Source organism: Ruoffia halotolerans, from assembly GCF_014049385.1.
GTDB classification, from domain to species: Bacteria; Bacillota; Bacilli; order Lactobacillales; family Aerococcaceae; genus Ruoffia; species Ruoffia halotolerans.
Genome location: NZ_JACAOA010000028.1, coordinates 1 through 21,949, shown reverse-complemented (window position 1 = coordinate 21,949; position 21,949 = coordinate 1). Strand labels below are relative to the sequence as shown.

The following is a 21,949-nucleotide window of genomic DNA, read 5'->3' as shown; positions in this document are numbered from 1 at the left end:
ATGTCAGGGAGCTTTTTATTATAAATTATTTATGAAAATCTATGCGTGGTGCAATTAAATAATACATAATTAATCCACCGATGGTCATCACGATAAACTCTGATAAAGCTAAGAACGCATAAGTTTCCCAGAAGAAGTCCGCAAAGCCCATATACATTAACATAGCCGCGATAATGAACATTGTAAATGTAAAGACAAGAGTCATCACACCGTAACGAATAATCATTGGGTCTTTAACTTTCTTACCAAAAGCTTTCACCGCTAAATTACCTAAATAACGCGCTAAAACTAAGGACACCAGTGTGTGAAAACTACCGACAACCACATCAACAATCGTAGATTGCATCGCATTCACGATGAGCACCCCTAAAGTAATTGAAGCGATGTAGCGTTTATTATAAAGTCCCATAAAGTTTAAACCTTCTGAAATTCTAAACTGAATGGGTCCATAAGCCACTGGAGCAACGAACATGGTAATGACAACATATAATGCAGTCACTAAGCCAGCCTTAACTAAACCTTGTGTATCAAAACTAGAGTAACTATCGACATGATGATTATTTCCCATTTTTTATCAATCTCCTTTATAGTCATAGCATTGCTATGCTAGTAATAACTACAGCCAAAGGACAGGAGCATATTCTGCTGAAGTGCCATAGTACTATTCAGTCATCATCTAAACAGCGTTATATAGTTTACATTAAAAAGCCTTTAAAGACAACAAAGGTTTAACATAAATAATAGCCATTATAAGTAAAAATTAAGGAGAGGCCACAGAACTTGTGCTACAATAATAATGAAAACAGTTACATAGAAAGGTGAATATATGAATACATTAAAATTCCACGATATGACGCTGACTTGGTTAGAATCAACTTCAACACTGAATGACGCAGGGAACATGTTCGGACCGGTGCCTAAAGCCGTCTGGTCTAAAAAGTATCCAAACAATGATCACAACCAAATGAATTCCGTTGAAGACCCTATCCTCATTCAATTTAAAAACACCAATTACTTAATTGATGCTGGATTTGAAACGAATAAGTTCATTAAAAAAGACTGGCGTAATATCGGTGTTCAAAATGAAACAAAACTAACAGAAAGTTTGTCTCAACTAAATTTAACGCCTAAAGACATCGACGTCATCCTCATGACACACATGCATAATGACCATGCGAGTGGTTTAACTCGCGCAACTGAGGAGGGTTTTGAATCAGTCTTCCCGAATGCTACGATTTATATGACAGAGATCGAATGGAAAGAAGTGCAAAATCCCAACGTTCGTACTAAAGGAACCTACCTCAAAGAAAACTGGGAACCCATTCAAGAACAAGTCAAAGTCTTCAAAGATAGGATTGAAATCATTCCAGGTATAGAAATGTTTCATACAGGTGGGCATTCAAATGGCTTAGCAATAGTTAAATTGACTCAAGAAGACGAAGTTCTACTACATCTGTCAGATTTACTCCTTACCGTAGCGTCAATGAATCCAGCATGGGTAAGTAGTTACGATGACTATCCTATGGACACTATCGCTGCAAAGCAAAAGTGGTTACCCGAAGCCTTTGAGAATGGCTATAAACTAATCTTCTATCATGATGCGTATTATTGCATGCTGCAATTTGATCGAGATGGCAAAACAGTCATTGATTACTTAGAAAGAGAGAAAAATCCCATCATTGAATGGCCGGAAAATATCGAAAAACTAACTTAAAATAGGGTGTGTTTTATTTTACAATCATAGGTCGTTGTAATAGAATGGATTTATGAAGGAAAGATGAGCAAACAATGAGAGTGAGTGTGATTTTCATGATGACTTTAAACCTAATAAAGACTAATCATAAGAAGTTTGTGACTCATTCATTATCGCTTCATTTAACTTCACAATTACACACAAGCAAAACCTCAGTGCGAAAAGTTAGAACTGAGAGTATTTGTGATCTTTCTAAACTTATTCATACATTCCAAATGAGTCTCTATGCACGTGGTGCGTAGGGGCTTTTTATGTGTCTCAAAGGCTTAGAAAGAGGTCGTGGTTGGTGTTGCTTATTGAATACGGCATGCTGAAGGGAGTGAAAAGGATTGTTTTTGACCGATACTATAAAGAAAGGTTAAGGTGATCCAGATGCTTAGAAAAGCAGTATCTCGCTATTAAGCGTAACTTAATATAATTAAAATGATAAAACAATTAAAAACATTTGACAAACTCTAATGTAATCTGTATAATTATAATTAACAAATCAATGGAGGGCTAAAGATGAATTCAAAACTTATTTCACAACATAACCGCTTCTTTTTTAGCAACTTTAGATAGTGTTTGTATCTTGCCTAATTGGATACAAACACGTACAAGCGTTTGTTTGTATCTATGAGGTGCTAAAAAGTGTGGAGCCCGCATAGATTATTCTAGAGATTATAATCTTTGCGAGTGTGTGATAAGATGCGTTCTTCATTGAGGGACCTATTTAATTTCTTCCCGCCTAGCGAGATTATATTTCTCGCTAGGTTTTTTGTCGCTTTTAGTCAAATCAAAAAGGAGAAATTAACATGAAAAAAATTATTAACCTATTATTAGTTGTCAGCTTAGCATTAATGAGTATCCTATACGACTCATCAACAACAGTCAGCGCACAAGAACGAGAACCCATTAGCGTCGGGATATTACAATTCAATGCCCACGGATCATTGGATGAAAACTACCGAGGCTTCATTGAAGGATTAGCAGAATTAGATTACGTTGAAGGAGAAAACTTGACGGTCAATTATGTGAACGCTGCAGCAGAAGTTAGCCAACTTCCATCACTCGCAAGCAGTATTGAAGCAGAAAGTGACTATTTATTCGCTATTGCGACACCATTTGCACAAGCTTTAGCAAATACAACTCAAGATAAGGTCATTTTATTCTCATCTGTAGCCGATCCAATTGGAGCCGGGGTGGTGAATTCCTTAGAAGAACCTGGACGCAATTTAACTGGAACAACAAATATTGGTCCCATTGAACAACAAATCAATGAAATTTTACTCCCCTTAGTACCAGAAGCAGAAAAAATTGGTTTAATTTACAATTCGAGTGAAATTAATGCCCAATAACAAGTCGATATTGCGGTACCAATCTTAGAAGAGCAAGGCATTCAACCAGTCATTAAGACAATCTCATCAACAAACGATATTAGCCAAGCAATGAATGCCTTAATTAATGAAGAAGTGGACGGAATTTACTTAGTAACAGACAACTATATCGCTGCATCGATGACACTTGTCGGAGAAATCGGAAAAGAAGCGGGTATTCCAATGGTCGGTGGATCGAATGATATGATTTTAGAAAACGGTCTAGCAACTTACGGACTAGATTACTATGAACTTGGTGTTCAAACGGCCGAGATGTTAGTTAGAATTATCGATGAAGACCTTGACCCAGCAACAACACCAGTAGAGTTAGCTAACTACTTAGAACTCGTTGTTAATGAAGATTACGTAAATGCTATTGGCATTGACCCACAAGAAATTTATGGTTTAATGGAAGAATAAAAACGCAATGACAAATGAATAATAACAATTCTGACAGCAACAAATGATAAGTCATTTCATGACTTGCTGTCGTATTGTTTGTATAGAAAACGATACCACGGTATAATACCTATAATTAGTAAGAGACTATCTAAGGGGGAACTACCATGGATGAAAAATTTGTATATGCAGTCTATGACAGAATCGAAGAAGCGAATAAAGCAGTTCAAAATTTAACAGATGCCGGAATACCTGTGAGTGCAATCTCACTCTATGCAGACGATGATGTTGTGGAAGAAGCAAATCAATCCGCGAATATCGTTGAGTTAGAAGAATATGATGATGACGATGACCATAGATCATTTTGGAATCGAATCGCTGATTTCTTTGGATCTGACGACGGTGATGATGAGAATTTCCCAATTGATTTAAAAGGTTATCAAAATGAACTTGATGACGACAAGATATTAGTCGTCCTAGAGAAGACTTATGAAAGTGAAGCACTTTCAGTGGATACGAACGTAAATGTTATGGAAGAAAATGATCCCAACCAAGTAGAGACATTCACACAAAGGGATGACTATCCAACACCAGATGAAACAACTGATTCAGAAAATACAACAGTTATCGCAGGTGATATGGGTGCAGAAACTGACTACTCTAAAGCGCATCAAAAAGATAGCACTCAAGTAGACTCACAAGTTGACCCAGACGACCGTCAATATACTGTCACTGAAAATGTTCAATATGATGAAAGTAACAAAGTAGCAGGAGATACTGCACGAGAATCAGAAGAAGCAGAAGCCTACTATACAAGTCTTAATAAGCAACCGCAAACTGACCGTGATGCAGCAAACAGATCGTCAAACGAGGTCACTTATATAGAAGATCCAGTAGCTGATGAAAAGTTACTTGCGGATAGAAAAGAAGGTAGCGTTGCTGGAGATATGGGAGACTCATCTGATTATTCACAGTACTACCAAAAAAATCAAGATGCAGCTACACCGACTTCATCCACAGACTACCATGATGAAGATGATTATTTAAAAGGTGAAGAAACAAGACTGGAAAGAGAGTCTGAAGGGAAGCGCAGTGATTCCATGGAAGTAGGAGACAGCAAACGTCCGGTATCAAACCGTTCGAATAATGATCCGAGACTGGGAGAATTTGAAGGTGAGATGCGTCGACACGACGATAATCCCCCTGCAGATGAAGAAGGGGTAAACCCTGAACAGTATGGAGCAGAAGATAAAGGCCCTCAAAACATTAATACACTAAGCCCAGAAGACACAAATGGCTATGCAGACCAAGAAGAAGGTCATCAATTGGGTGAATTTGAAGCAGAGATGCGTCGACACGACGATAATCCCCCTGCAGATGAAGAAGGCGTAAACGCAGATCAATATGAGGACGATAAATAATTGAATTTTAATTTAGAACTCGTACTTGTGGCAATTCAAGTACGAGTTCTTTTTTACAGCGAGAGTCATTTAATACAAACCAAGTATTAGCAGCCTTTATGGCCTTATTCATGTTACCCTCAATGACAGGTCTAACTTAGCTTTAGCTGGTACAGCATTAGCAGTCATGATTAAATCAAAGAATTCAAGTTACAAACAATACTCAGTGACAGCAGTTGTAACAGCAGCCTTAGGTGTTTCTCAACCGGCTTTATATGGTATCGCCATTCCATATAAACGCGTGATGGTCGCAAGTATTATCGGTGGTTTAGCCGGTGGTTTTTATGCAGGACTCAAAGAATTCTATTCATGCGCCTTTGTAAACCCAGGAATTGCTGCACTTCCAGCCCTTATCTCTCCAGATGGTTCATTTGGAAACTTAATTAATGGAATTCTTGTAATGGTTTTTGCATTCGGCGTATCATTCTTAATAATCTTATTCGGTAAATTTAAAGACATGCCAGATGCAGAAATTGCTGAAATCGTAGGCGAAGAAGAGAATTAATTCAGAAATTATGAAACGTCGCCATACCGGGGGTGGTTTTTATAAAATAGCAACTGTAGACAGAAAAATATCTGTAAATATTTTAAAAACATCACATATAAGGCAATGCGTAATTTGCAAATAATATGCGTATTATTTGAATTGCTAATAAGATGTTATATTATAGAGTTGAAGTCAAAAATATTAGGAGTGATACAATAATGAAGAAATCATTGAAAAGTTTTGCATTGTTAGGAATGGCCGGATTAATGTTAACTGCCGTTGCGCCACACGTGTCTGCCCAAGATGATTCTCAAGAAGCATCTACTTCTGAAGAATCAGTTAGCTCAGAAGAAAGTACTGAAAGTACAGATGAAGCCCAAACTGAAGAGAGTGACTTACAAGTAGCACTTAATGATGCAGTAGCACTATTCCAAGAAGAATACCCTAATGCAGAAATTGAAGAGTTTGAAATTGAATTAAGAAATGAAGAATACCGAATAACGATTCATGGATTTGAAGATAATATTGAATACGAAGTGGACTTTAGTGTAGACCCAGTAGAAATTGCTGACCGCGATGAAGATAATGAAGACGATAATGATAACGATGGTGAAGCATTAGTCTTAGAAGACTTAATCACCATTGATGAAGCATCTGAAATTGCTTTAGAAGAAGCTGGCGAAGGAACAATCACTGATTGGGACTTAGATAGCGATGACGGAAGAGTTCGTTGGGAAATTGAAATGGATGGTGTAGAAAATCCAGATCAAGACGATGATGATAACAAATTACACATTGAAATTGATGCAGAAACAGGAGATATCGTAAACGTTGAATTCGATGACTAATTAATAGTATTTAAGGAGGCTTGAAAAAGCCTCCTTTTTTGCTGTGTACAACTTTTAATATAAATATATAGAAATATTTATATTAAAATTCTGCTTTGTCTACCTTAACTTAAGATTGATGATATAATTGTTATATATAATATGAAGGAGTGACATAGATGAAGAAATCTTTAAAGACCCTTGTCGTAAGTTTACTAAGTGCGAATTTAATTGTTGGATCGATGGCAACGATTGTGCAAGCTGAAGAAGACGGAGACCAGACTGTTGTATCGGATCCAGCGTCTGAACAAGATCCTGGTAATAATCCTGGTAATAATCCTGGTAGTGGCGAAGGTAATGGTGACGGGAGCTCATCAATACCAATCGAAAGTACACCAGAGGAGAGTGTGCCAGAAGAAAGTGTGCCAGAGGAAAGCACTCCAGAAGAAAGTACCCCAGACGAAACAAGTGAGAGCAATGATGAGTCAGAAGGATCAGATGAGAGCAGTGATGAGTCAGAAGAATCTGATGAATCAACGGATGAAGGTACAGTTACACAACCTACTTATCCAGTAGGACCACCAAGTTCATATGTTCCACCAAGAACAGTTCCTAGAACACCTGTATCCACTTCGGATGAATCGGAGACTTCGATTGCTACCCAATTTGGAATCAATTCAAATGTTGAGAACTTGGAATCATTATTAGCGGCATCTCTCGAAGATCCTAACTTTGCTTTAGCTTGGGAAGATTATCAATCATTAATCAATGACTTTGAACTAAATGATATTACTTCAGAGACAGCAACAATGGGAAGTACTTTTGATGAAATCTTAACAAACTTTGAAGGTAATGTTGTTCCGGAACAAACAACCACTGAAGTTGGACAAAATGTATTAGTCTTCAATTATTCTGAAGAAACGGAAGAAGGAACTGTACCTGCGCAAATCATCTTAATTGGTGACGAAGCTGGAAACTTAATTGGATCAGCACTTCTACAAGCAAGTACAACGCAAACAACGAATGAAGCTGTGAGTGCAGAATCAATTCAAGGCTTGGTTGATCAAGAAAATGCCGGATTATATGCTCAAGACTTATTTGTCACTGCTTTATATCAGTTATCATCAAATGATGTAACTTACACTACAATTGCGACACCAAGTGCGACTGAAGGAGCTTACGAGTTTATTACTTTAGACAATGAGTATGTATTAAGTCATACAACAGGTGAAGCAGAGGAAACTTCATTACTAAATCAATTACAAGATTCAGTTGCTACATATATAGAAGGAATTGAAAATCAATCTGAAGAAGTGACTGAAGAGCCTTCTGAAGAAGCAACAGAAACTGGTGATGAAGAAACAACTGATGAAGCGGAGACTGAAGAGACTGCCGAAGATGAGCCAGTAAATCAATTTGTGAAGAGATTTGCTCCAGCAAATTATGAAGAATTAACTTTATTAGACGGTGAAACTATTATTAGTGGATACGAAGAGTTAAGCGGAATGGTCGATGGTGTCACATTAACGGTTACTCCAGAAGAGTTAAGTGAACTTTTAGGGGAACCAAGTAAAGAGCAAGTTGCGGGAAATTCAACTTATTACGACTATTATTCTGTTGAGGACGAAAGAATCGTTCTATTAACGCTACAAGTAGATTCAAGTAGTAATGTTGTAACAACTATGAAATATGATATTAGAACACCACGTTTAGATGAAGAGTTTGCAATTAACATTGAAGAATTATTCGCATTAGCTGAAACTGAATTATCAATTGAAAACTTAAGAAATAGTTTAGATGATGCTAATATTGTGGAACATATCTTTGCGGGTGGACATCAGATTCGTCACGTATGGACAAGTTATACTGACCCAGAAATGCGTAATGTTGAAGCTTACGAAGACACTGAAACAGGCAATGTAGAGCTGTTCTACTACGATCAAGACTAATTTATTATAAAGTTTAAGAATTTTTTAAATTGTTGTTGATTTTCTTAAGGAGTAAGTTATAATGTATACAAGGCACATGAATCACACTAAGTATTCTGTGTCAGATTACAATTGAATTACCAAAGTCTTAAAGTTACTAATACTCTTATTAAGTCTCAAATTTGACAGAAATGTTACATTAATATGTCATCTTCTGAAAACGATTGACGATAAAATTAATATTTGCTATAGTTTCCTTAAGATGAACTTAAGTTTCCTTAAGATGAACTTAAGAAATTCTTTATCTCTTATAAAGAATTACAGTTTTGGTAAGTTTATCAATTAGGCATGTTGACTTGCCAGTTGTAATGTCACTTAGGAGTATCTTATAAAAAGACCCAAAATACAGGAGGAAATTATAAATGAAAAAATCATTCGCTAAACTAACTGCAATAACTTTAGCTTCAACAACATTAGTTGCTGTAGCACCATTTCAAGCTGCTGAAGCAGTAGACATCCCAATGTTTTCAGATCATGAATATACTGAAGATGATGATGAAACAGAAGTAGAATCTGATGATGAAACAGAAGTAGAATCTGATGATGAAACAGAAGTAGAATCTGATGATGAAACAGAAGTAGAATCTGATGATGAAACAGAAGTAGAATCTGATGACGAATCAGAATCAGATGACGAAACAGAATCAGATGACGAAACAGAATCAGATGACGAAACAGAATCAGATGACGAATCAGAATCAGATGACGAAACAGAATCAGATGACGAAACAGAATCAGATGACGAATCAGAATCAGATGACGAAGATGACAACAACAACGGTGGATCTAACAACGGAAACGGATCTAACAACGGTGGATCTAACAACGGTTCTGGACAAGCAGAATTACCAGAAACTGGTGAGTCTTCATCATACGCAATCTTTGGAGCAGCTGCATTAGCAGTATTAGCTGGTGTTGGTTTAGTAGCACCTTCATTCAAAAAAGAAAACTAATTTTGAATAATTAGACTTTAAGACCAAGCTTCGGCTTGGTCTTTTTTATGTGCACATTTTTATAGAATAAAGCAAAAAGAGCATATATGACTAGTCAGTTGACCCAATATCATTTACAATTAGTATAATGACAAGGAGTGAGTGATAATGCTAAATCAAGTAAATATAGGTTTATTTATTACCGGCGGAATTGCCAGTTATAAGATGGGCGAGTTAGCGCGCCAATTAATTAAAAAAGGAGCTAACGTTCGAGTGGTTATGAGTGAAAGTGCTCAGAAATTTATTCCGCCACTGACTTTACAAACATTAACTAAACATTCAGTACTAACAGATACTTTTGATGAACATGATCCTGCATCGATTCAACATATTAATATTGCTGATTGGTTAGATGTGGCTTTAGTTGCACCAGCAACAGCGAATATTATTGGAAAGATGGCTAATGGTATTTCAGATGATGCTGTGTCCAGTACATTAATGGCAGTAAATAATTTACGTGTGATCGTTCCGGCAATGAACACTAAAATGTTCGATAATCCAGCAACTCAAGCGAATATTAGTCGCTTAGAGTCTTTTGGTTATGTCGTTATGGAACCTGACGAAGGATTTTTAGCTGAAGGTTATAGCGGAAAAGGGCGTATGCCGTCTGTAGAAGACATTGTTGAGATGGTTGAGTACCAATATATGCGTCATAATTCTCCACAATGGCTTGAAGGACAAAAAGTTGTGGTAACTGCAGGTGGCACAGTTGAAAGAATTGACCCTGTACGCTACATTTCAAACGATTCATCTGGTCAGATGGGGTATGCGATGGCTAGAGCGGCTAGTTTTTATGGAGCGGATGTTACTTTAATCTCAACTAAACGCGATTTAAAGGTGCCTCATAATATTACAGCTGTTTATGTGGACTCTGCTGTTGAGATGCAACAAAAGCTTAATAAATACTTTTCAGATACAAATTATGTGGTGATGGCTGCAGCAGTAAGCGATTACCGTGTCCTTAACCGTTCGGATCAAAAGATTAAGAAAGAAGCAGGTAGTGATAATTCACTCCAACTTGATTTAGCTGTGAACCCTGATATCCTCGCAACACTTGGTAAAGAGAAGAAGAATCAAGTTTTAATTGGCTTTGCGGCCGAAACTGAGAATTTATCTGAGTATGCCTCAGGTAAATTAAGAAAGAAAAATGCGAATTGGATTATTGCTAATGATGTATCAAATAAAGGCATTGGTTTTAACTCGACACATAATGAAGTATTAGTTATTGGAGCAGATGGAACTTATGAAGAAATTTCTATGCGTTCTAAGTTAAATGTTTCTTTAAAAATTTGGCGCATTATTCTTGACCCAAACCATACAACTAATTAGTCGCTGTCAGTTCATCTTAAGTTCGGGTGGATATGATATAATGACTAAGTAACTTTACTTAGATAAAGGAGAGTATAATGACATTACAAGTAGACAATTTATTTAGTGGGTACAGACAAGTACCTGTATTGAAAGATGTTAATTTTTCAATTAAATTTGGAGAAATCGTTGGTTTAATCGGATTAAATGGAGCCGGAAAATCAACATTATTAAAGACTATTCTTGGTTTAATAGAACCACAACAAGGGTCAGTGAAGATTAACGGCCAATCAATTGTTGATAATCATAAAGATTATGCACAAAATATTGCTTACATTCCAGAAACACCGATTTTATATGAGGAATTGACTTTAAAAGAGCATATTGAAATGACGGCTCTTGGATATAACATTCCTGTTGATGTCGCCATGCAGCGTGCGGAACCTTTATTGAAGATGTTTAGACTTGACAAGAACCTAAACTGGTTCCCAACGCATTTTTCAAAAGGAATGAAGCAAAAAGTGATGGTAGTCTGTGCATTAATTACAGATGCAAAAATCTTAATTATTGACGAACCATTCTTAGGCTTAGATCCCATTGCGATTCGTGATTTTACTAATTTATTAAAAGAGCGTGCTGCTGATGGAACAGCTATCTTATTCACAACGCATGTGTTGAGTATTGCGGATGAGTTGTGCGATTACTTCTTAATGTTAAGAGCAGGAGTTTTAATCGGTCAAGGTAATGTCTCGGAGTTGAGAGAGCAATTTATGATGCCGGAAGCTTCGTTAGACGATATTTATATCGCGATGACTGAGCAAGAGGAGGCGCTTTAATGGGTGACTTCAAAAGCTTATGGCAACAGCGCTTTTCAAATTACTTAAAGGAAATTGGTAAGTACGCAAGGCTAATCATGAATGATCACTTTTCAATTATTATGCTAGTGATCTTAGCTTTTGGTGCATTGTATTACCGTGAATTACTGATTCAATTACAAGCTTTAGACTTAAGTGTTATTCGTTGGGTAATTATCCTGAGTGTTGTCATTTGGTTGGCAACGATATTTCAATTTGGACAGCCGATGTGGTTTACGAAGGATCCTGACAAAAGTTATTTGTTTGCTCGAGGAGAAGAGTGGCATAGTTATTGGTTAAAAGGTGCTTTAGTATCTTTAGTCTTACCAGCGATTATTATTTCACTCGGAACAGCAATGATTATGCCGTTTCTAGATTTGATTTCTGTTTGGAATTTGAGCCAAAGTTGGTTGCTGATTCTTTATATGGTTGCCTTCAAAGCAGTCAGCTTTTTGTTACTGTATTTAGATATTTTTAATTTAGGCTTCGCTCAGATTATTGGGCGACCTCTATCCAGATGGCATCATACTTTATTAGTTGCAGTCGCGTTATTCATAACGTTTAGTTTACCTGTGACATTTAATATATACATACCTGTGGTGATACTTTTACTCTTGATTGTTTATATCGCCTGGGCGATGACTCAAAGAAGTAACCGCTGGGTGGCTTTTGATCATATTGTGGAAGAAGAGACGCGTCGTGAGGCAAGTTTATATAAGTGGATTTCGATTTTTGCGGATGTACCTCACTTGAGACCTTCGATTAAACGCCGTCCATATTTAGATGGGTTACTGTCATTCATGAAGAACTTGAATAATAACCGCTATTCATTCTTATTCTTGAGAGCTATATTTAGAAATAATGCATACAGTGGTGTTTGGCTACGCGTCACATTATTTATTTCAGTACTGATTATGATGACAAGTAACGTTTGGATGTTATTAGGAATTGGTGTCTTGAGTCACGTACTCACGTTTATTCAGCTAGTTCCATTGATGAAATTATATAGTAATCAACCTTTCCAAATTATTTATCCAAACCGGGAAGGTTCTATTGTTAAGGCATTTCAAGGAACATCTTTGGTCATTGCCTTTATTCAATTGCTTGTGTATGCAGTGATTGCTGTGTTGACTCAGCCACTAACGCTACAGTTAGTTTATATTATTATGGCTTGGGTCGCAGTGGCGATGTTGATGATTTTCTTATATGTACCATGGTGGTACAAAAAACAGACAGATTAAATAGGGAAGCGCTCAACAATGTTGGGCGCTTTTTTGAATTGGAATGATAATTGTGTCCCTGAGAAAATTTCTGGGCACCAAATTGCGAAAAACCTTCTTTTAGAAATTCTCAATGACCTAAATCCCCATAATTCCAAAATTCACAGCCAATGCCAACTCTGTTACATTATTGAGTTTAACATTTTATAATAATCTATTTCACAAACTATTCATTGTGTTCGCTAAATTGCGAATTTTTACAAACCTGAATTTCTGGAATTGACTACAAATAATGAATTAAAAGATTATAAACTTTGGAATAAAAGGATTTTGTAACAGCGGTTAATAACTTAGATTCAATTTTCACAAGCTTATAAGCAATTATTATAAGGATATTGAATAGGATGGAAACTCCGTTATGCCAATAGTCTAGCTGTTTTCACAAAGTTACTCATAAAATTTTAACTTAAATTTTAAATTACTTTGTGATATGATGTATTTATTAGATTTAAAAAGGTATATTAGGGGGAAATAATTGATGAAAGTTGTAATTATTGGTGCTAACCATGCGGGGATTGCTGCAGCGAATGTTTTACTTGATGAGTACGAAGGTCATGAAGTAGTATTAATTGAGAAAAATGATAACATTAGTTATGTTGGAGCAGGTACTGCTTTATGGGTTGCTCGCGAAGTAGAAAATCGTAATGATTTATTCTATACAGAGAGTAAAGATTTTGAAGATAAAGGTGCTCGCATCTTAATGGAAACAACGGTTGATCGTGTTGATTACGATAATAAAGTTGTTCATGCTGTAACAAAAGATGGTGAAGAGATTGAAGAGTCATATGACAAATTAATCTTAGCTACTGGTTCTAAACCAATTGAACCAAATGTACCAGGTAAAGACTTAGACGGAATCCACTTCCTTAAATTATTCCAAGAAGGACAAGCGGTTGATGAAGAGTTAAATAGTGACAAGATTGAAAAAGTTGCTGTTATCGGTGCTGGTTATATTGGTGTTGAGATTGCAGAAGCAATTCAACGTCGTGGTAAACAAGTATTATTATTTGATGCAATGTCTACATCATTATCAAACTACTACGATGAAGAGTTTGCTCAATTAATGGATAAAAACTTAGCTGACAACGGCATAGATTTACATTATGGCGAATTAGCTGAAGCATATGAAGGTGAAGAAGGCCGTGTTAAAGCAATTAAAACAAACAAAGGTCACTATGATGTTGATTTAGTAGTTAACGCGATTGGTTTCCGTCCAAACAATGATTTAGGACAAGACCATTTAGAATTATTTGCGAACGGTGCTTACTTAGTAGACCGTCATCAACAAACAAGTGATCCAGATGTTTATGCAATTGGTGACTGTGCAACAGTTTACTCGAACGCATTACAAGACACAGCTTATATTGCCTTAGCAAGTAACGCAGTTCGTTCAGGAATCGTTGGTGGACATAATGTTGCTGGAACTGACTTAGAACACGTAGGTGTTCAAGGATCAAACGGTATTTCAATCTTTGGTCTAAACTTAGTATCAACTGGGTACTCTATAAAAGCTTGCCAACGTTTTGGCATTGACGTGGATTATGTTGAGCATGAAGATGTTCAAAAATCACCTTACATGAGCAATAACGAAACAGTTAAGATCCGTATCGTCTTTGAAAAAGGCACTCGCCGTATTGTAGGAGCACAAATTGTATCACGTTATGACATGTCAGCAACTATTCATATGTTCTCATTAGCCATTCAACAAAAAGTAACGATTGATACGTTGAAGTTAACAGATATTTTCTTCTTACCTCACTTCAACCAACCTTACAACTACATCACGATGGCTGCATTAAAAGCAAAATAATATATTCAAACTCAAACCGCTATTTTATAGCGGTTTTTTATTTTGAGCTAAGATTTTTGTTCGCCTTAGTACTTTTGATATCATAGGAGAGAGGATGAACGACTTATCCATGAAAATATAAATACATAGGAGGATTAAGATGAAAGCATGGTCAATAACTGAACCGGGTGGCGTAGAAAAATTAATTCAAGAAGAACGCCCAACTCCACTACCCACAAATGGTGAAGTGTTAATTAAAGTAAAAGCTTTCGGTATTAACCGAACTGAGATTCTGACGCGTGAGAACAAACAATTAGAGGCGCCGTATCCAGTCTTAGGAATTGAAGTTGCCGGGGAAATTATTGAAAACCGCTCAAATCGAACTGATTTAGAACCGGGAACACGTGTAGCTGGCTTAGTGATTCAAGGATCATATCAAGAATACGCAGTCATGCCTGCGGAGTTCGCGATGATTTTACCTGAGAATCTCACTTACGAAGAAGGCGCAGCGATACCAGAAGTTTTCTTAACTGCTTACCAAACTATATACTGGTTAGGCGATTTGAAAAAAGATGAAAGTATTTTAATTCACGCTGGAGCGAGTGGAGTAGGAACAGCCGCAATCCAAATGGCTAAGCAATTGAGCGATGCCAAAATCTTCTCGACATCCAGTCGCAAAGAGAAATTAGATAAGATGAAAGAATTAGGAACTGACTTTCCGATTAATTATAAAGAAGAAGATATCGCTAAACGGGTGCTTGAAGAAACAAATGACGAAGGTGTTGACGTTATTTTAGACTTTATTGGAGCATCATATTACGACTTAAATCTTAAAAGTGCCAAAATTGATTCGAGATGGATATTGATTGGGACACTAGGCGGATCTGAAGTAGAGCAATTTAATATTTTAGATATTATGCAAAAACGAATTCACCTAAAAGGAACGCTCCTGACGCCAAGAAGTAATGCATATAAAGGAGAGTTGACGAAAGAGTTCGTGAAGAACGTTATGCCGTATTTTGCAACAGGAGAAATCCAAGCAATTATTCATGAAGTAGTAGATTTCTCAGAACTACCAAAAGCGCATCAAATGATGGAAAACAACGTAAATATCGGGAAAATAATCGTCAAAATCAGTGAGTAATGACTTATATAGAAAACGTCAAATTATTAAGTATTATAACCACTATTTATAATGAAAACGTGTTAGAATATTCAGTATGAAGAAAAATCAGAAAGGAAATGAATGTATGGAATTGAATAAAGAATTATTAGTAAACTTAACAGAAGTTAATGGAATTGCAGGAAATGAAACGCAAGTCCGTGAACTTTTCAAGAAAGAAACAGAATCTTATGTGGACGAATTCGTTCAAGATAGTTTAGGAGGGATCTTCGGTAAACATACCGGAGATGCAGAAGGACCTAAAGTCTTAATGGCAGCACACATGGACGAAGTTGGTTTCATGGTCAGTGAAATTACTGATAAAGGATTCATCAAATTCGTTACGATTGGTGGCTGGTGGAGTCAAGTGGTGCTCGCACAAGAAGTTGTTATTACAACAAGAGAAGGTAAAGAAATCGAAGGGGTTACTGGATCAAAACCACCTCACGTATTGACAGCAGAAGCGCGTAAAAAACCCATTGATATGAAAGATATCTTTATCGATGTTGGAGGACAATCAAAAGAAGACATTGAAAAAATGGGCATCCGTCCTGGTGACATGATTACACCGTTAATTAAAACTCGTCGCCTAAACGACACACCATTCCTCCTAGGGAAAGCATGGGACAACCGAATTGGCGTGGCGGTAGCAGTAGAAGTCTTAAAACACGCCAAAGAAAAAGGCCATCAAACAGTACTTTATTCTGGGGCGAATGTTCAAGAGGAAGTTGGCTTGCGTGGTGCTAAAGTAGCTGCGAACTTAGTTCAACCAGATATCGCGATCGCTTTAGATACAGGTACTGCAGGTGATACGCCAGGCATGACTAAAGCAGAAGCGGATAGTGAATTAGGAAAAGGGCCACAAGTTATTGTCTTTGACGCGTCGATGATTTCTCACAAAGGTTTACGTGACTTTGTAGTAAACATTGCTGAAAAACATGACATTCCATTCCAATATACATTTATTCCAGGTGGAGGAACAGACGCTGGATCAATTCATACAGCTCAAGCAGGTATTCCATCCATCGCGATTACTGTTCCGGTTCGCTACTTACATTCAACTACTTCAGTCATTCATGAAGATGACTTCAAAAATACTGTACGCTTAGCGACAGCAATTTTAGATGAGTTAAATTCAGAAACTGTTGCGAAAATTAAAGAAAATGTTTAGAGAAAGAGGATAACAACTATGATTTTTGTGGATAATGGTAATAATTATGATGCCAGCCTGAATATTGCACTAGAAACTTATTTAGTAGAAAATCGTCTAGTTGACGAACCGATTCTGCTATTCTATATTAATGAACCTTCAATTATCGTTGGACGAAATCAAAATACGACGGAAGAAATTAACCAATCGTATGTTGACGAACATAATGTGCAAGTTGTTCGTCGTATGTCTGGTGGCGGGTCCGTGTATCACGATCTAGGAAACTTTTGTTTCTGCTTTATTAAAGATGATGATGGAACTTTCCGCGACTTCAAGAGTGTGACGGAACCCATCATCGAAGCTCTACATAAGATGGGAGCAACGGAAGCAGCTTTAGAAGGGCGTAATGACCTACTTATTGATGGGAAGAAATTTTCTGGAAATGCTATGTACGCTAAAGACGGTCGAATGACAGCTCACGGAACTATTTTATTTGATTCAGACTTAGACGAGACTAATAATGTATTAAAACCAAGAAAAGCTAAAATTGAATCAAAAGGAATTAAGTCTGTACGCTCACGTGTCACAAATATCAAACCTTACGTTGATGAAAAATACCGTGATTTATCTACAGAAGAGTTTAGAGATTTAATTCTTTTAGAAATTTTTGGAGTGGATAAACGTGAAGATGTCCCAGAACTTAAATTAACAGATGAGATTTGGGAAGGCGTTTATAAACTACGTGAAGAACGTATGGGGAATTGGGAATGGAATTATGGTAAATCACCGGACTTTGATTTTGAGCAAAGTCATAAATTCCCATTCGGTTTTGTTGATATTCGCTTTAACGTGAGGCAAGGTGTCATTGAAGATGCACGTATTTATGGAGACTTCTTTGGTTTAGGTAATATTAAAGATGTTGAGGAGAAATTAAATGGCGTAAGATATGAACGCCAAGCAGTGACAGAAGCTTTAGCTGATGTTGATGTGAATAAATACTTTGGAAATACGACTTTAGAAGAGATTGTCAACTTAATCTTCGCATAAAACTTAAAGAAAGCCCCGCTGATTTGCTTTATAACAAATCAGCGGGGCTGTTTTTAATTATTCACCTTGTAATTGATGTCCAATACCAACCATTATATCACGAAAGTCAGTGATGTAGCTGATTTCTGAGAAATCTTCATCGGTATCTGAATACCAAACATAAGTTATAACAGAGTTAGGGAAGTCATGATAGATACTATCTGGTTGTCCAATTTGATTAACCATTTCGTTATAAGTTACTCCACTCGTGTGTGAAAGTTGATTCAATTGAGACTGTGTGATGTCAAAGTCTTTCTCAAGATTATCATCGGCATTTGAATGCTCATTCAGGGCATAAACTTTATCATCTAATAACACAACGATGTAATCAGTACTTGAATCACTATCACCAACTGAATAAACTAATAATTCATAAGAACCAGCTAAGGAAATTGTAGTTGGATCACACAACGTTTCAAGCACTTGATCTCTTTCAATCACAGTTCCTTCATTATACAACTCTAAAGCATGATCAACTAATTCAGAGTAGGTATCGGAAAAAGCATCCGCATCTTCATATACTACATCTTCGAAATCGATGTTAAATGTCAGATTAATCACTTCTTCGGCATCTTGAGTTGAGATATCCGCGATCACTTCTAAACTTGTCGCTTCTTCTTCTCTTTCTAAATTGAAAAATTGACGCGAAGTAGAATCATCAAGTTCTTCTTCTGAGCTAGGCTCTCCAAAGGTTTCATGTAATTTCTCTACTGAATAAACTTCTTCGTTAAGCATAGCATCAACGAAAACACTATTCTCTTCTTCTGCTAAAGACTTAACGTCGTCTGCAAAAACAGGTGTAGCTCCACTTAAGCCGGTGAGACTTAGTGATACGATTACGACATACTTCAAATACTTCATCATCCAATCTGCTCCTTTATAAAAAATACTTCACTAACGCTATTATACGTGAGTGAAGCATAAGCTCCAATAAAGGAATTGTAAAGTTTGTGTAAATGTACGACTGTAATATTACCCTCTATTATAAACGTCAGGGAATAATTGATTTAACATTGCTTTTCCTAAAAGACGAGGTGTGCCTTCGCCTGGGAAGCGGTGAATCGCAATCATCGGATTAAAGTTTGCTTCGATAATACCGTAATTATCCTGAGTAGGTTCTTTAGTGTAGTCTTCAATAATGATATCTACACCACAGAAGCTTGCTTCAAGTAATTGAGAAGCTTTTTCAGCAATCTTCTTATAACCTTCATGCGTATCATCGGTACGGTCAATTGAAACTCCACCGGTCGACACATTACTGTTCTCACGTAAATATACTGTCTTACCATCTTCTGGTACAGAATCAAAAGTATATCCATAGTTTTTTAATTGAAGGGTCTCGATTTCACCTTTTTCAATAATTGTTAAAGGTGCTTTATGATCACGTCCACGTAGTGGGTTTTTGTTCACTTCATCAATTAACTCGCCAATGGTAGACACTCCGTCTCCAATGATATGAGCTGGGCGACGTTCAACAATTGCCATGGTTTTATTATCTTGAATATAAAAGCGTAATTCAGTTCCTTCTATATACTCCTCAACTAAAACCGTATGATCTTCTTTAAAGGCAAAGTTCAAACCATCAATATAATCATCTTCACTTGGTTTGCTTCTAAAGATAGTAATACCTAAACCATAGTTTGTATTCTTAGGTTTAACCACAATGGCTTTGTCGGGTAGGGAAGTGTAATATGCTTTTGCTTCTTCAATATTACTGAATGACGTTCCGGATGGAACTTTAAGACCCGCTTCATCAAGTAAAACTTTTGTTGCGACTTTATTTTCCATTAAGAAATAACTGATTAAAGAATCAAGGCGAGTCATATTTGCGCTTTTGACGTATTCAGTTTGTCCTTGGAACGATAATTCGATCACATTTTCCTCACTGTCAATGATTCTTACTTTAATACCCGCTTTAATTGCTTCTTTAAGCACATCTTGTGTTGATAACTCGAGATTTTCAAAGCCATGTAGTAAGTAGGGTTTATCTAAGTAAACTTGTTGATGTTCTTTGGCAAGGCGTAAGCCCATTTCAAGGAAACTATCATATTCTGTCGCTTCTTCAACAATGCGTCCAGCTAAAGTTAATGAGGGATCATCTAAAGAGGCTTCAACTTTATCTACTATAGAAGAGACATTATCCGTGTTAGATAATTGATCGGCAACTTCGCGCATAGCAGTGACTAACCATTTAGCTTCATCTATGTCCATTGGAGCATCTAAAGCGTCCGCTTCTGAAGTTGCATAATTCATCTTAGTTCCTTTTACGATCTCAGTGTCGTATTTCACATCTGGGATAAATAAAAGTGTAATCAAAAAAAGACGAACTAATGCGATTGTTTCATCATCAATCCCATGAGGGTGATAAGGATTCAAATCAATGTTACGAAATTCAAGATAACTAATCCCTTTATCTAAAAGTTCTCGGGCATTCGCTCCTCCACGCAGACGCACATCACGGTACAATTCCTTCTCTAAAGAAAGAGCACCAGAATCAATGGCATCTTCTATAGAAGTAACAAAGTCTTCTAAAGAATTATAGTTCATAACAACAGATTCTTTATTCTGATAACCATAACGACTTTGCCTAATTGAACGCATTCTTTCTGCATGAGGTTTACCGTATAAGTTTGTCGCATAGTTAGGGGCAACATAAGGTGAAGCTCCTATGAGATATGTTAGTAACCAACGATAGCGGAAATAATTTCTAGCTAAATGCATGTAGATCTTATTATTGAATTGTAATTCATCGTCATAATCAGACTGAGCTTCAAATGAATCATGTTCGATATCAGGATTAATTTGGAAGTTATAATGAATTCCAGAAATTAATTGAACATGCTTACCGTATAGGTCGGCTAGAAATGCCCGGTATTTATACTCATCAATCTTCTCTAACTGAGCAATCTTAATATCCTCAGTATTCTCTGGGATAATTACCGGTGTGCTAAACGGCCACAATAAGTCTCCGTTCTTTTCATTCGTCGTTGCGACGATTTGATGGAAGGAGCTTAACCAAGCTTGCAGTTCACTGATTGACACACTAGGGGGTGTAATTAATTCTAATTGACTTTCTGCAAAGTCAGTTTGTATATAAGGTTGTTGTTTACGAGTTCCCCATTCAGAAGAATGAAGATGCTTAGATATATTCCCATCATGATTAACTCGTAAAGATTCTCGCTCAAGTCCGACAGTACTACGCCATAGGCCAGGAACTTGATCAAGTTTAAAGTAACTCTCTTGTATCTTCACTATAATCCTCCTTTGAATTAAGAGTATAATACATTATACAATAATATCAGACTTTATATAGTAGAAATTGATTCCAAAAGTTAAAAGCTCCAATAGAAATAAAGAATTATGAATAAAGTAATAAATAGTGTTGACACTATACTGCAACCCATGGTATATTATCTCTTGTCGTCACGAGACGTTGTAACAATGTTTGGCGATAACTTTGTAAGTTTACATAAAATTTACATAAACTTTACAAAAAAACGAAAAAAGTATTGACGAAATGATACGTCGATGATACTATAACATAAGTTGCTACTACAACATGTGTAGCGCTTACAACTATTGGAGCGAATCATACATTTGTTTCAAAAAAATGCTTTACAGATTACGCGAAGCATGATAGGATATAAAAGTTGTCATTTGAGATCACATCACTTGAAAAAAGAAATAATAAAAGTGAAAAAAGTGATTGACACTAACATATCAAACATGTTAATATTTAAAAGCTGTCATTTTAGATAGCGATTAAACGAGGCGACACTGATAAAAAGTGAAAAATATTGTTGACACAATATAGCTCGCATGATAAGATATGTAAGTCGTCAAACAGCGACAACATCACGATGAAGCGTTGAAAGGTTTTGGAAATTATTTAAAAACTTTAAAAAAGTTGTTGACTTCGAGTCGCAACCGTGATAATCTATAAAAGTTGTTAAAACAAACGACATCACTTCGAAACGAAGTTGAAAATACTTTGAAAAAAGTGTTGACAACCACAGCACGAAGAAGATGAACTGTAAAAGTTGTTGTTCAACAAATCAA

The 21,949-nt window shown here is 36.5% G+C and carries 16 protein-coding genes and 1 pseudogene; 14 read left to right on the top strand and 3 right to left on the bottom strand.

The window, feature by feature from the left end; genetic code table 11:
- Positions 1-25 precede the first annotated feature (25 nt).
- Positions 26-568, bottom strand: coding sequence for a QueT transporter family protein (locus HW423_RS09205; protein ID WP_138404707.1), 543 nt, complete (start codon positions 566-568; stop codon positions 26-28).
- Between the two features lie 258 nt (positions 569-826).
- Here HW423_RS09205 and HW423_RS09200 point away from each other — a divergent pair, with 258 nt between their 5' ends.
- The 14 genes and pseudogenes from HW423_RS09200 (at position 827) to HW423_RS09130 (ending at position 17,851) form a co-directional block, all read left to right on the top strand.
- Complete coding sequence (locus HW423_RS09200) at positions 827-1,714, top strand: MBL fold metallo-hydrolase (protein WP_218931620.1); 888 nt, start codon at positions 827-829, stop codon at positions 1,712-1,714.
- Positions 1,715-2,547: 833 nt separating this feature from the next.
- Positions 2,548-3,528, top strand: a pseudogene (locus tag HW423_RS11210) (ABC transporter substrate-binding protein).
- 146 nt (positions 3,529-3,674) lie between these two features.
- Positions 3,675-4,928 (top strand): general stress protein, encoded by a 1,254-nt coding sequence (locus tag HW423_RS09185; RefSeq protein WP_218931618.1) that lies wholly within the window; start codon positions 3,675-3,677, stop codon positions 4,926-4,928.
- Between the two features lie 166 nt (positions 4,929-5,094).
- Entirely contained in the window at positions 5,095-5,472 is a 378-nt protein-coding gene (locus HW423_RS09180; protein ID WP_218931617.1) for a hypothetical protein, read from the top strand.
- A 200-nt stretch (positions 5,473-5,672) separates the two neighbouring features.
- The gene (locus HW423_RS09175; protein ID WP_218931616.1) at positions 5,673-6,302 is read left to right on the top strand and encodes a PepSY domain-containing protein; all 630 of its coding nucleotides are present in this window, start codon (positions 5,673-5,675) and stop codon (positions 6,300-6,302) included.
- A gap of 158 nt (positions 6,303-6,460) precedes the next feature.
- A complete protein-coding gene (locus HW423_RS09170) occupies positions 6,461-8,230 on the top strand; it encodes a hypothetical protein (RefSeq protein ID WP_218931615.1) in 1,770 nt (589 codons plus the stop codon).
- Positions 8,231-8,631: 401 nt separating this feature from the next.
- Complete coding sequence (locus HW423_RS11205; RefSeq protein ID WP_235956438.1) at positions 8,632-9,222, top strand: LPXTG cell wall anchor domain-containing protein; 591 nt, start codon at positions 8,632-8,634, stop codon at positions 9,220-9,222.
- Positions 9,223-9,369: 147 nt separating this feature from the next.
- Positions 9,370-10,590, top strand: coding sequence for a bifunctional phosphopantothenoylcysteine decarboxylase/phosphopantothenate--cysteine ligase CoaBC (gene coaBC / locus HW423_RS09160; RefSeq protein WP_218931614.1), 1,221 nt, complete (start codon positions 9,370-9,372; stop codon positions 10,588-10,590).
- A gap of 77 nt (positions 10,591-10,667) precedes the next feature.
- Positions 10,668-11,405, top strand: a complete 738-nt coding sequence (locus HW423_RS09155; RefSeq protein ID WP_218931613.1) for an ABC transporter ATP-binding protein — start codon at positions 10,668-10,670, stop codon at positions 11,403-11,405.
- Positions 11,405-12,664, top strand: a complete 1,260-nt coding sequence (locus HW423_RS09150; RefSeq protein ID WP_218931612.1) for an ABC transporter permease — start codon at positions 11,405-11,407, stop codon at positions 12,662-12,664. Before HW423_RS09155 ends, HW423_RS09150 begins: the two co-directional genes overlap by 1 nt.
- A 517-nt stretch (positions 12,665-13,181) precedes the next feature.
- Positions 13,182-14,513, top strand: a complete 1,332-nt coding sequence (gene nox, locus HW423_RS09145) for a H2O-forming NADH oxidase (protein ID WP_218931611.1) — start codon at positions 13,182-13,184, stop codon at positions 14,511-14,513.
- 139 nt (positions 14,514-14,652) lie between these two features.
- Positions 14,653-15,636 (top strand): NAD(P)H-quinone oxidoreductase, encoded by a 984-nt coding sequence (locus HW423_RS09140; protein ID WP_218931610.1) that lies wholly within the window; start codon positions 14,653-14,655, stop codon positions 15,634-15,636.
- A 106-nt stretch (positions 15,637-15,742) separates the two neighbouring features.
- Positions 15,743-16,825, top strand: coding sequence for a M42 family metallopeptidase (locus HW423_RS09135; protein WP_218931609.1), 1,083 nt, complete (start codon positions 15,743-15,745; stop codon positions 16,823-16,825).
- Between the two features lie 18 nt (positions 16,826-16,843).
- Positions 16,844-17,851 carry a lipoate--protein ligase gene (locus HW423_RS09130; protein ID WP_218931608.1) on the top strand — a complete coding sequence of 336 codons (1,008 nt, stop codon included), beginning with the start codon at positions 16,844-16,846 and terminating at the stop codon, positions 17,849-17,851.
- A 57-nt stretch (positions 17,852-17,908) separates the two neighbouring features.
- Here HW423_RS09130 and HW423_RS09125 read toward each other — a convergent pair whose 3' ends face one another.
- Positions 17,909-18,754 carry a hypothetical protein gene (locus HW423_RS09125; RefSeq protein WP_218931607.1) on the bottom strand — a complete coding sequence of 282 codons (846 nt, stop codon included), beginning with the start codon at positions 18,752-18,754 and terminating at the stop codon, positions 17,909-17,911.
- A gap of 108 nt (positions 18,755-18,862) precedes the next feature.
- Positions 18,863-21,142 (bottom strand): bifunctional glutamate--cysteine ligase GshA/glutathione synthetase GshB, encoded by a 2,280-nt coding sequence (gene gshAB / locus HW423_RS09120; RefSeq protein WP_218931606.1) that lies wholly within the window; start codon positions 21,140-21,142, stop codon positions 18,863-18,865.
- Between the last annotated feature and the right edge of the window lie 807 nt (positions 21,143-21,949).